The organism is Rhizobium sp. 18065, assembly GCF_902706095.1.
Lineage (GTDB): Bacteria > Pseudomonadota > Alphaproteobacteria > Rhizobiales > Rhizobiaceae > Allorhizobium.
This window is the reverse complement of sequence record NZ_CACSJP010000001.1, coordinates 452,386-464,132: the sequence shown is the minus strand read 5'-3', so window position 1 is coordinate 464,132 and position 11,747 is coordinate 452,386. Positions and strand designations below refer to the sequence as shown.

The following is an 11,747-nucleotide window of genomic DNA, read 5'->3' as shown; positions in this document are numbered from 1 at the left end:
ATGGGTTCGCGCGGCTTGTCGCGCGCCGATTGCCAGACACGGGCCGTTCAGAGCGAGGCGCAGTCAGCGCGGCGCGGGCGCGGCATTTTGCCAGGTTTCGCCATGAGGCCATGCTGCTGAAGACACTCGGCATCTCCAAGCCGCTGATCGCCCGCATGGCGCAGTGCGCGGCGGTGACGGGAACCAGCATCGAAACCGAACTGCTTGCGTCAGGCTCCATCGACGAAGAGGCCTATTACGGCGGACTGGCACGCATGGCTGGACTGCCGTTTATCGCGGAGATTCCCGACGGAATGATCAATGACGGTCCGGCGCTGGACAGCCAGTTGAAGGAACCGACCCTGGTGCGGCTGCATTGCAACGGCCGGACACCGGTGATCGCGCTTGTGCCGAAAATTACCCATATCGAAGGCCTGGCATCGCGAGTGAAACGCAGCGCCTGCCTTGGCGAGGCGATCGTGATCACCACTCCGTCCGCGATCCGACGGGCAGTGTGGAAGGCAGGCGGAGAGCGACGTGGCCGGGTCGCCGTGCACGGGCTGTTCCAGGATACACAGCCGCTTTCGGCGCGCACGGTTGTGACCGGCGACCAGGGGTTTTCCGCCGGGCTGTTCATCAGCGGGCTGCTGATGATGCTTGCGCTGGCGCCGCAGCTTCTGATGAGCATCCTGCATCTGGTCCTGTCGCTTTTCTATCTCGGTGCATTGATGTTGCGGCTGGCTGTTCTGGCACATACCCGTCGCCATGGGCCAGAGCATGAGGCATTGCTGGAAAGCGCCGACATGGCCCTGCCGATCTATAGCGTGATGGTGGCGATCTACCGCGAGGCAGCGGTGGTGCCGCAGCTGATCGCGGCACTGGACGAGATCGACTGGCCGCGCAGCCGGCTCGACATCAAGCTCGTCTGCGAGGCGGACGACCTGGAGACGCTGGCCGCAATCGCAAAGGTTCGTCCGGGACCGCATTTCGAAGTGGTGGAAGTACCCGCAATGCAGCCGCGCACCAAGCCCAAGGCACTGACCTATGCGCTGGCAGGTGTACGCGGCGAGTTCGTCACCATCTATGATGCCGAGGACAGGCCGCATCCGCAGCAGTTGCGGGAAGCCTATCACCGCTTCCGCCTGAGTTCGGACAAGCTCGCCTGCCTGCAGTCGCCGCTGGTGATCGCCAATGGCGGCGAAAGCTGGCTGAGTGCGATCTTTGCGCTGGAATATGCGGCGCTGTTTCGACGTCTCTTGCCGGCGCTCGGCTTCTATCGCATGCCGCTGCCGCTGGGCGGCACCTCCAATCATTTCCGCACTGCGACCCTCACCGGCTGCGGCGGATGGGATCCGTTCAACGTTACCGAGGATGCCGATCTCGGCATGCGGCTCAATCGCATGGGCTACGAGGTGGCAACGCTGTCCCTGCCGACGCTTGAGGACGCGCCGACGCGGTTTCCGGTCTGGCTCGGGCAGCGGACGCGCTGGTACAAGGGCTGGCTCCAGACCTGGCTGGTGCTGATGCGCAATCCGGGCCGAACGATGCGGGAGATGCGACCGCTGCCCTTCTTCGTCTTCCAGCTGCTGATTGGCGGCATGCTGATCTCGGCACTCAGCCACCCGGCGCTTCTGAGCTTCATCAGCCTGTCTGTCCTATCGATGCTGCAATCACCGGCAAGCGACAGCTCTGTCTTTACCAAGGTCATGCTGGCGATCGACATGGTCAATATTCTCGGCAGTTATGCCGTGTTCTATGTCTCCGGCTCGATGCCGATGAGCCCGCGTGAAAAAAGCAGTCTTGGCCGCTGCTGGCTGTTTATCCCTGTCTACTGGATGGCGATTTCGATCGCAGCCTGGAAGGCGGTGATCGAGCTTCGACTGCGGCCGTTCTACTGGAGCAAGACGCCGCATCTGCCGTCGCATGCCTCGGCACCAAACACCAGGATCGACGCACAGGGCGCGATATTTGCGGCCTGACCGGATGGCGCATCCACCGGCCCCGCAATGGGTTGCACTGTCCCAGATACGTTTCACGCCTGCGCGTCATTCGCCAGCCACTCCCGGGCGACGTCGATGTCGCCGGCCACGATGGTGTGGCCTGCCGGGATGACACGATGGGTTACACTGGCGCCGACCGAGCGCAACTGCTCTGCGAGCGCCAGCGCATGGTCGCCGTAGGGATCACCATCTCCGGAGACGATCAGCACACGACTGCCGGAAAGCTGCACGTCCGGCGTTTCCTCGAGCACCCGCATGGGGCGCAGAAGCACGGCCGTGGTGGCAATACCCGAATGGAGCAGCATGGCGGCGGCCAGCATATTGGCGCCGTTCGAATAGCCGATGAAGGTCAGGTCCTGCCTGTCGAGATCATAGGCGGGCACGGCGTCGTCGACGAAGGCGGACAAGGCTTCGGCTTCCGAGCGGATATCCTTCTGGTCGAAACTCAACTCGGAGAAACGCCGGAAGAAGCGGGCGACGCCTTCCTCCGTGGAGCGGCCGCGCAGACCGATCAGAAGCGCATCCGGATTGAGCTTACGGGCGAAAGGAAGGAGGTCCGCCTCGTTGCCACCGGTGCCATGCAGGAGGATGAGGGTCGATCCGTCAGCCGTCTCCGGCTCGTGCAGACGGTGAACAAAGGGCAGATCGCGATAGATGATGCGCGGCTCGCCAGGCAGGCCGAATTGCGGCAGCATCGGCGTGATGTCGTCATTGTCCAGCTTGAAATGTTCGGGAATGAACAGCCGCTGGCCAAGGGCGTCCATCGGCTCATCAATGTCGAAACCGGGACCGTCGCTGGCCAGTTCGATCAGGCTGCCAGCCGGTTCGCGCGCATAGAGCGAATAGAAATACTTGCGGTCATGCACATTGATGTCGCTGTGACCTTCGACGAGCAAGCGGCCAGCCTGCCGATCGACATGGGCCTGATCGGTCAAACGCAGCGCGATATGGTCGATCATGCCCGTGCCGGGTATAGCCGGCCAGAAGCCGGTGGCATTGCGGATATCGATGATCTGGCCTGAGCCGGAGACAAGCCGCGTCACGGCACCTTCGCTGCCGCTTTCGGCAAAATCTCCGTGGCGAACCAGAAAACCTGCGGTTTCTGCCGGCTGCTCGGACAACAGTGTCGCACCGCGCAGGCCGATGATGGCATCCTCCGCCGCAATACCGGGGGAAATTCCGGGAGCAAGCCAAGGTTTGCCGAGGATCAGGCCGCTGACACCGACCAGCTTGACAATGATGCCGTCGGGATCCGTCAGACGCAGCACCGGTTCGCCGAATTCAAGCGACGGGCCAGATGCCTTGATGCCGAACTGCAGCGCGCGTGTCAGCCAGAAGCCGATGGCCGACGCTTCAATGGCAAAGGAAATCTCGCTGGGCGCCCCATGGCCGACCCGTCCCGGTGCCCCGTCCTCCCAGGCGAGGAAAGACACCAGCGAACCGGCACTGGCGGTCGCATCGCCATAAAACAGATGAAGCTGGGCCGCATCCTCGAAACCGCCGGTGCGCTTGACTAGCCGAAGCCCCAGAAAGCCGAGATAAAAATCGACATTCGCCTGGATCTTGCGGGTGATGGCGGTGATGTGGTGCAGGCCGCTGGTCATGCGTTCTCCGTTCTTGTCTACAGGACGTTGCATACAGCAAAACGAAGACAGTGGAACGCACTGATGCCGTGGTCAAAGGGTGACACAGTGTCGATCAGAAACAGGAGCAAGAAGGGGGAAGCTGGAGCGGGTGAAGGGAATCGAACCCTCGTATTCAGCTTGGGAAGCTGCTGCTCTACCATTGAGCTACACCCGCGACAGGGGGAGGAATCCAACAGTTCACCGGCGCTGTCAAGCGCCGGCCTCGCAGAAACGGTGCTCACTTATGGCAGGCGGAAGTGTTTCGACAGCTTCAGACCCTGGGCCTGGTAGTTGGAACCGAGGCCGGTGCCATAGAGGCCTTCGGGGCGCTCCTGCATGTGCTCATAGACGAGGCGACCGATGACCTGGCCGTGCTCGAGGATGAAGGGCACCTCGTGACTGCGCACTTCAAGCACGGCACGGCTGCCGGAGCCGCCAGCGGGGGCGTGGCCGAAGCCCGGATCGAAGAAGCCGGCATAGTGGACGCGGAACTCGCCGACCAAGGGATCGTAAGGCGTCATCTCGGCCGCATAGAGCGGCGGCACATGGACCGCTTCGTTGGAGACGAGGATATAGAATTCGTCCGGATCGAGGATCAGTTCGTCGGCGCCGCGGCTGTAGAGCGGTTCCCAGAAATCGAGGACCTCATGGGCGCCTTTCAGATCGACATCGATGACCGAGGTATGGTGCTTGCCACGATAGCCGATCAGGCCCTGCGGGCCGGAGCCCTTGAGGTCGATCGACAAGGCGATGCCGCCGCCCGAGACATTCGGCATGTCGCTGGCAACCAGCGTATCGGCTCTGTGCAAGTCGAGCAGTTCGCTTTCGCCGAGCAGGGCATGACCGACGCGAAAACGGATCTGCGATAGGCGCGAGCCGCGACGGACGATGATCGGGAAGGTGCGCGGCGAGATTTCGAGATAGAGCGGGCCCTTGTAGCCGGCCGGCACCTTGTCGAATTCCTGGGCATAATCGACCATGACGCGGGTGAAGATATCGAGGCGGCCGGTCGAACTCTTCGGATTGGCCGAGGCCGAGATCTCGGCCGGCAGATCGAGGCTTTCCATCAGCGGCACGATATAGACGCAGCCGGTCTCGAGCACGGCACCGTTCTCCAGATCGATCTCGTGCAGGGTCAAGCGCTCAAGCTTGTCGGCAACGGTATGGCCGCGGCCCGGCATGAAGCTGGCGCGGACACGGATCGCCTTGCCGCCGAGACGCAGGTCCAGGCTTGCCGGCTGGATCTGGTCGTGATCGAGCATGACCTCGCTTTTCAGCCGCTCGGTGCCAAACAGCGTGCCGATGGCGCGATCCGACAATATCCCGGGTTTACTGCTCATTTTCTCTATCCTGTTTGGGCCGACAAAACCAAACCCGAGGAATTGACGCAAGTCCAGCTTCGGCGTATGGCAAGCTTATCCCGTGGTGATTTGGCCGGTCGGCTTGCAGCCACGTTAAACAAATGGCTAAATAGACCGGGTTACTTGTAAACCGGTCCGTCTTCGCGACCGGTTTTTTTGTGTTTGAAAAGGCACTGACATGAGCAAGAACTGGCGTCCGGCAACCCAACTCGTCCATGGCGGCACACTGCGCTCGCAGTATGGCGAAACCTCCGAGGCGATCTATCTCACCCAGGGTTTCGTCTACGACAGCTCGGAAGCGGCCGAAGCCCGCTTCAAGGGCGAGACCGAAGGTTTCATCTATGCCCGCTACGGCAGCCCGACCAATGACATGTTCGAGAAGCGCATGTGCATGCTGGAAGGCGCCGAAGATGCGCGCGCCACGGCATCGGGCATGGCGGCCGTTTCCGCGGCCATTCTCTGCCAGGTCAAGGCCGGCGACCATATCGTTGCCGCGCGCGCCCTGTTCGGCTCCTGCCGCTACATCATCGAAACGCTGGCGCCGCGCTACGGCGTCGAGTTCACGCTGGTCGACGGCCGCGATCTGGCCAATTGGGAAGCGGCCATCCGCCCCAATACCAAGGTGATGTTCCTCGAAAGCCCGACCAATCCGACGCTGGAAGTGGTCGACATTGCCGGCGTCGCCAAGCTGGCCAACCAGATCGGCGCCAAGCTGATCGTCGATAATGTGTTTGCCACGCCGCTGTTCCAGAAGCCGCTCGAACTCGGCGCGCATATCGTCGTCTATTCGGCGACCAAGCATATCGACGGCCAGGGACGCTGCCTCGGTGGCGTGGTTCTGTCCGATAAGGAATGGATCACCGAGAACCTGCAGGACTATTTCCGCCACACAGGCCCGGCGATGTCGCCGTTCAATGCCTGGACGCTTCTGAAGGGCATCGAGACACTGCCGCTGCGCGTCAAGCAACAAACGGCGAATGCCGCGGCGATCGCCGATTTCCTCGCGGAACAGGGCACGGTTGCCAAGGTGATCTATCCGGGACGCGCCGACCATCCGCAGGCCGACCTCGTCGCCAAGCAGATGACCGGCGGCTCGACGCTGGTGTGCTTCGAGATGAAGGGCGGCAAGGATGCGGCGTTCAAGCTGCAGAACGCGCTGGATATCGTGAAGATCTCCAACAATCTCGGCGACGCCAAGAGCCTGATCACCCATCCGGCAACAACGACGCATAAGAACCTGACCGATGAGGCCCGCGCGGAACTCGGCATGTCGGGCGGAACGGTGCGGCTCTCCTGCGGCATCGAGGATACCACCGATCTGCTCGAGGATTTTGCGCAGGCCCTGAAGGCGCTCTGAGACCGAGGCGTTCCGCCGGCAAGCCAAAAAAAGTTCGGCCGTACCTGTGCGTGCGGCCGGACACTTGCCCTTGACGGGGCGAAATGCGCTAATATGCCATGGATTGATGTTTTCGAACCGGACAGCGACACCTTGCTCTCCACGCCGGGCAGACTAATTTGATGTTGGAAATGAAGCATTCAGAAGGTTCAGGCATGTATCGCGCCCTGACACGGGATATCGAAGTCAGCGTCGAGCCTTATTATCTGGAGGAGCAGTCCGATCCGGATGACAGCCGTTATGTTTGGGGCTACCGCATCGTCATTGCCAATCACTCCGGAAAGTCCGTGCGACTGACCCATCGCTACTGGCATATCACCGACCAAAACGGCCAGGTGGACGAAGTCAGTGGTCCAGGAGTCGTGGGCGAACAGCCGCGCCTGGGCCCTGGCGACACTTATGAATATTCCTCCGGTTGTCCGCTCGACACCCCGTCGGGCATGATGCACGGCACCTACCGGATGGAAACCGACGACGGCGAAGCCTTTGACGTCGATATTCCCGCCTTTTCGCTCGACAGCCCGGGCATGGTGCGGACGCTGAACTGAGCGCTCGACCGCCGCGCCATATGCGGCAACGGCGGTCTCGCCCTGATTACACTTCCTTCAGACGTTCCCCGCCGTCGAGGCTGCCGATCAGGGTGGCACTTGCCTGATTGAGGCCGACGACATCCACGCCAATACCATGCGCCTTGAAGCGCTGGACGACACGATCGAGGGCGGCAACGGCCGTGATGTCCCAGAAATGCGCGTCCGACAGGTCGATGACGGCGGTCATGCCGTTGGCATCCTCAATATCGAACGCGTCGATGAAGACATCGGCGGATGCGAAGAAGATCTGACCGGAGACGCGGTAGGTCAACCGGTTGGCCGCGGTATCGGCTTGCTCTTCGACCTTGAGCAGGCGCGCGACCTTGAAGGTGAAGAAGACGCCGCTCAAGAGCACGCCGACGAAGACACCAAGTGCCAGGTTCGCCGTGAACACCGTGACGACGACGGTCGCAACCATGACAGCGCTGGACATCTTCGGATGGATGACGACGGCACGCAGCGACGACCAGTCGAACGTATCGATCGAAACCATGACCATGATGGCAACCAATGCCGCCACCGGCACTTGCGATACCCAGGGCTTCAGCAGCACCATCAGAACCAGCAAAAAAGCACCGGCAAACAGCGTCGACAGGCGACCGCGACCACCGTATTTCACATTGCTGACCGTCTGACCGATCATGCCACAGCCGGCGATACCGCCGAACAGGCTGGCGGCGGTATTGGCAATACCGAGACCGGTGCATTCGCGGTTTTTCGAGCTTGGCGTGTCGGTGAGATCGTCGACTACGCTCGCCGTCATCATCGATTCCAGAAGGCCGACCATGGCGATGGCGAGTGCCGGGCCGGCGATGATCGACAGCGTTTCCAGGGTGAGCGGCACCGACGGCCAGCCGAAGACCGGGAGCGAATCCGGTAGCTTGCCAAGATCGGCGATGGTCATCACCGGCAGATCGAAGGTCACGGCCGCCGCAGTCAGCACGAGAATGCAGATCAGTGGCGAGGGAATGGCCGTCGTGATGCGCGGCACGAGGTAGATGATGGCAAGGCCTGCCGCCAGCACGGCATAGGCGATCCAGTCGCCGTGGATAATATGCGGCAGTTGCGCCGCAAAGATCAGGATGGCGAGCGCGTTGACGAAGCCGGTGCGCACCGATTTCGACACGAAGCGCATCAGGACGCCAAGCCGTAATAGGCCGAAGAGAATCTGGAAGAGACCGGCGAGCAGTCCGGCGGCCAGCAGGTATTGCAGTCCATGCGCATGCACAAGCGGCGCGACGACGAGCGCGACCGAGCCGGCAGCGGCCGAAATCATCGCAGGACGGCCGCCGGTAAAGGCGATGACGATGCCGATGACGAAGGAGGCAAACAGGCCGACTTGCGGATCGACGCCGGCGACGAAGGAAAAGGCAATGACCTCGGGGATCAGGGCGAAGGTGGCGACAGCGCCGGCGAGCATTTCGCGCATGGGATTGGCGGACCACTCGCGGCGGTAGGAAGACAGGTTTGACATGGGATTCCACAGGTAAAGGCAACTGGCCGAGAGATATCGGACCAAGGGAGAGGGTTGCGTTGCTGTGTTGTCTGGCGGATTGGCGGCCAGAAGAGCCACCCGGAGTTTCACCGGGTCCTTGCGAATGCAAGGCTTGTACCGTGGAGACGGCTGAATGGCAAGATTGGCCGTGCTCGCCCCCCCGCGTGGGCTCGGTTGGGTTCAGACATGGCTTGCGGCGATGGTAAACAATACAGATATCGGCATCGCGGCATGCAAGCTTTGTCACCTTTCCCAATAAGGCGGACTGCCGAAGGCCTGCCTGAGATGGTTGACGATCGCGGTGACCTTGGCGGAAGGCTTCTTGCCCTGCGGATAGGCGAGATAGATGAATTCCGGTTCCGGCCTGTGGTCGATGTCGATCTCCTGCAGCAGGCCGTCCCTGATGGCAGGACCGGCGATGAAGGGCGGGAGCATGGCAATGCCGAGCCCGGCGATGGCGGCGTCGCGCAGCATGTCACCGTTGTTCATGCCCAGCGCCAGGGTGGCGCGGACGATCTCGATGCCGGCCTCGGTCTGGAAGCGCCAGTCGGCGACGCCGCGATTGGTGTAGAACAGGCCCCTGTGACCTTCCAGATCGCGCAGGGTTTTCGGCGTGCCGTGGGTTTCGAGATAGGCCGAGGATGCACATAGCATGCGACGGCTGGGCGCGAGCTTCCAGGCGACGAGGCGTGAATCCATGATCGGGCCATGGCGGATGATCGCATCATATCCGGCCGAGAAAGCATCAACGCGGCGATCGTCGATATCGAGCGTCAATTCGAGTTCCGGATGCCGGGCGAGGAACGGATAGAGCGCGGGGCCAAGATGCATACGACCGAAGGTGACGGGTGCGGCGATGCGCACCGGGCCGGCGAGCGTGCCCCGTCGCTCCGACATGTCGGCGGCGGCCTCCTCAATCTCGCGACTGATACGACGGGCGCGCTCCAGAAATGACGCGCCGTCCTCGGTCAGGGAGAGCTTGCGCGTCGTGCGGTGCAGAAGCACGCCACCCAAGGTCTTTTCCAGTTCGGCGAGCCTGTCGCTGACCACCGATTTCGACAGGCGCAGCCGTCTTGCGGCTTCGCTGATCGAGCCTTCCTCGACGATGGCGACAAAGGCCAGGATGCATTCCGTCTTGATCATTGTTCGGTATTTCCGGATTCCAGTTCCAACAGCTGGAGACTAATCCGAACGATGCGGAAATGCCATCTTCTCCTCATCGGAACGGGCGACAGGGAGCCGCCCTCCACACCAAGGAGACAAGACATGACCCACGACACATTCCGTCTGAGCGACAAGGTTGCTATCATCACAGGCGCAAGTGCTGGCATCGGGCGCGCCACAGCCCGCCTCTTCGCCGCTGAAGGTGCCAAACTCGTTGTCGGCGCGCGAAGGCAAGCCGAACTCGACAGCCTGGTTGCAGAAATAGAAGCAGCCGGCGGCACGGCGATCGCACTTGCCGGCGACGTGCGCTCGGAAGACTATCACAAACTGCTGGTCGAGACGGCCATTACGCGCTTCGGCAAGCTGGACATCGCCTTCAACAACGCCGGCACGCTGGGCGAAGCCGGACCGAGCACCGGCGTGTCGGAAACCGGATTTTCCGACACACTGGCGATCAACCTCACGGCTTCCTTCCTTGCCGCCAAGCATCAGGTCGGCGCCATGGAGGCAAATGGTGGCGGGTCGATCATCTTCACCTCAACATTCGTCGGCTACAGCTTTGCATTCCCCGGCGTTGCCGCTTACGCTGCCAGCAAGTCCGGCCTGATCGGCCTGACCCAGGCGCTGGCCGCCGAATACGGCCCGAAGAACGTGCGGGTCAATTCGATCCTTCCCGGCGCCGTTGATACGGACATGTATCGCGACATGAATGATACGGCTGAAAAGCAGGCCTTCATCACCGGATTGCATGCATTGAAGCGGGTTGCCACGCCTGACGAACTGGCCCGTTCCGTTCTTTATCTCGCATCGGACGATTCAAGCTTTGTGACCGGCACGGCTTCGCTCGTCGACGGCGGTGCATCGATTACACGCACCTGAGCCACCTGATGGGCGACGATCGAACCCATCGCCCCATTCGCGCAGTCATACGGCCCGGCGCCGGTCAGACCTTGTCAGGAACGACAGGCGGCTGTCCGACGAGGATTGTTCGGTATTTCCGGAATGCAGCTCCGCCTGCGGGCGCCTAATCCGAACGCAGAGCCAGTGTTATATCAAAATTGCCAGGGGAAGAAAGCGACGGCCAAACGACCGCCCTCCCAACAAACAGGAGAAGTGCCATGCTGAAATTGATTGCCGCTCTTGCAGCCATACTGTCTGCAACGCCTTCATTAGCCGAGATGCCGGACTTCCCGGCTTCGTTCAAGACCCAGGAGATGACGACGAACGGCGCCACGATCCACGTCCGGGTTGGCGGCAGTGGCCCGGCCGTGGTCTTGCTGCATGGCTACGGCGAAACTGGCGACATGTGGGCTCCGATGGCCGCCGATCTTGCGCGTGACCATACGGTGGTGGTGCCGGACCTGCGCGGGCTCGGCCTTTCGTCGAAACCCGAGGGAGGCTTCGACAAGATCACCCAGGCCGAAGACGTTGCGGGCGTGCTGGATGCTCTCAAGATCGCGCATGCCGATCTGGTCACGCATGACATCGGCAACATGGTCGGATTTGCGTTTGCCGCCCAGCATCCGGACCGCGTGACCCGTTTCGTCCTGATTGACGCGCCTGTCCCGGGCGTTGGCCCTTGGGAAGAGGTGCTGAAGAACCCGCTGCTATGGCATTTCCGGTTCGGCGGTCCGGACATGGAGCGGTTGGTTGCCGGGCGCGAGCGTATCTATCTCGACCGTTTCTGGAACGAGTTCTCTGCAACGCCGGACCGCTTTACCGAAGAATCCCGTGAGCACTACGCCAAGCTCTATGCATTGCCGGGCGCCATGCATTCCGGCTTCGCCCAGTTTGCTGCCTTCGACCAGGATGCGATCGACAACAAGGCTATTCTCGCAGCGAAGGGCAAGCTTACAATGCCGGTTCTGGCCATCGGCGGCGAGAAGTCATTCGGCCCGATGATGGCGACCGTCATGCGGTCGGCGGCAATCAATGTGGCCGAAGGCGTCATCCCGGATTCGGGCCACTGGATCATGGAGGAAAACCCCTCTGCCACGATCACCATGGTGCGTTCATTTCTAGAGACCGGGCACTGATCGCTGGCCCATCGTCGTTCTGGACACCGGGGTCAAGCACAAGCCGACCCCGGCTATCTGCGGATCACAGTCGCGCAAAAGGCCGGATCAGCCCGGCCTTT

The 11,747-nt window shown here is 61.8% G+C and carries 9 protein-coding genes, 1 tRNA gene, 1 riboswitch and 1 other annotated feature; of the genes, 5 read left to right on the top strand and 5 right to left on the bottom strand.

The window, feature by feature from the left end:
* The first annotated feature begins 110 nt into the window (after positions 1–110).
* A complete protein-coding gene (locus GVK95_RS02255) occupies positions 111–1,958 on the top strand; it encodes a glycosyltransferase (RefSeq protein WP_244618625.1) in 1,848 nt (615 codons plus the stop codon).
* Between the two features lie 53 nt (positions 1,959–2,011).
* Here GVK95_RS02255 and GVK95_RS02250 read toward each other — a convergent pair whose 3' ends face one another.
* From GVK95_RS02250 to GVK95_RS02240, 3 genes are all read right to left on the bottom strand, one after another.
* Entirely contained in the window at positions 2,012–3,583 is a 1,572-nt protein-coding gene (locus GVK95_RS02250) for a VOC family protein (protein ID WP_159946230.1), read from the bottom strand.
* A 122-nt stretch (positions 3,584–3,705) separates the two neighbouring features.
* A tRNA-Gly gene (locus GVK95_RS02245) sits at positions 3,706–3,779 on the bottom strand.
* 67 nt (positions 3,780–3,846) lie between these two features.
* Entirely contained in the window at positions 3,847–4,944 is a 1,098-nt protein-coding gene (locus GVK95_RS02240; RefSeq protein WP_159946229.1) for a 2'-deoxycytidine 5'-triphosphate deaminase, read from the bottom strand.
* Between the two features lie 72 nt (positions 4,945–5,016).
* A riboswitch (SAM riboswitch) is annotated at positions 5,017–5,095 on the top strand.
* Between the two features lie 48 nt (positions 5,096–5,143).
* On the opposite strand from GVK95_RS02240, the gene GVK95_RS02235 reads away from it, so the two are divergent.
* Both GVK95_RS02235 and apaG read left to right on the top strand, forming a co-directional pair.
* Entirely contained in the window at positions 5,144–6,322 is a 1,179-nt protein-coding gene (locus GVK95_RS02235) for an O-succinylhomoserine sulfhydrylase (protein WP_159946228.1), read from the top strand.
* 194 nt (positions 6,323–6,516) lie between these two features.
* Positions 6,517–6,909, top strand: a complete 393-nt coding sequence (apaG, locus tag GVK95_RS02230) for a Co2+/Mg2+ efflux protein ApaG (protein WP_159947438.1) — start codon at positions 6,517–6,519, stop codon at positions 6,907–6,909.
* 46 nt (positions 6,910–6,955) lie between these two features.
* Here apaG and GVK95_RS02225 read toward each other — a convergent pair whose 3' ends face one another.
* Both GVK95_RS02225 and GVK95_RS02220 read right to left on the bottom strand, forming a co-directional pair.
* The gene (locus GVK95_RS02225; protein ID WP_159946227.1) at positions 6,956–8,425 is read right to left on the bottom strand and encodes a SulP family inorganic anion transporter; all 1,470 of its coding nucleotides are present in this window, start codon (positions 8,423–8,425) and stop codon (positions 6,956–6,958) included.
* Positions 8,426–8,490: 65 nt separating this feature from the next.
* Positions 8,491–8,546, bottom strand: a sequence feature (sul1 is cis-regulatory element that is thought to sense ions involved in sulfur or methionine metabolism; They are found in Alphaproteobacteria).
* Between the two features lie 143 nt (positions 8,547–8,689).
* Positions 8,690–9,589 (bottom strand): LysR family transcriptional regulator, encoded by a 900-nt coding sequence (locus GVK95_RS02220; protein ID WP_159946226.1) that lies wholly within the window; start codon positions 9,587–9,589, stop codon positions 8,690–8,692.
* A 123-nt stretch (positions 9,590–9,712) separates the two neighbouring features.
* Here GVK95_RS02220 and GVK95_RS02215 point away from each other — a divergent pair, with 123 nt between their 5' ends.
* Positions 9,713–10,489 carry an SDR family oxidoreductase gene (locus tag GVK95_RS02215; protein ID WP_159946225.1) on the top strand — a complete coding sequence of 259 codons (777 nt, stop codon included), beginning with the start codon at positions 9,713–9,715 and terminating at the stop codon, positions 10,487–10,489.
* Positions 10,490–10,728: 239 nt separating this feature from the next.
* Entirely contained in the window at positions 10,729–11,646 is a 918-nt protein-coding gene (locus tag GVK95_RS02210) for an alpha/beta hydrolase (protein WP_159946224.1), read from the top strand.
* Positions 11,647–11,747 lie beyond the last annotated feature (101 nt).

Coding starts and splice junctions, on each gene's coding strand:
- GVK95_RS02255 (WP_244618625.1), top strand. CDS start 111: ATGCTGCTGAAGACACTCGGCATCTCCAAGCCGCTGATCGCCCGCATG.
- GVK95_RS02250 (WP_159946230.1), bottom strand. CDS start 3,583: ATGACCAGCGGCCTGCACCACATCACCGCCATCACCCGCAAGATCCAG.
- GVK95_RS02240 (WP_159946229.1), bottom strand. CDS start 4,944: ATGAGCAGTAAACCCGGGATATTGTCGGATCGCGCCATCGGCACGCTG.
- GVK95_RS02235 (WP_159946228.1), top strand. CDS start 5,144: ATGAGCAAGAACTGGCGTCCGGCAACCCAACTCGTCCATGGCGGCACA.
- apaG (WP_159947438.1), top strand. CDS start 6,517: ATGTATCGCGCCCTGACACGGGATATCGAAGTCAGCGTCGAGCCTTAT.
- GVK95_RS02225 (WP_159946227.1), bottom strand. CDS start 8,425: ATGTCAAACCTGTCTTCCTACCGCCGCGAGTGGTCCGCCAATCCCATG.
- GVK95_RS02220 (WP_159946226.1), bottom strand. CDS start 9,589: ATGATCAAGACGGAATGCATCCTGGCCTTTGTCGCCATCGTCGAGGAA.
- GVK95_RS02215 (WP_159946225.1), top strand. CDS start 9,713: ATGACCCACGACACATTCCGTCTGAGCGACAAGGTTGCTATCATCACA.
- GVK95_RS02210 (WP_159946224.1), top strand. CDS start 10,729: ATGCTGAAATTGATTGCCGCTCTTGCAGCCATACTGTCTGCAACGCCT.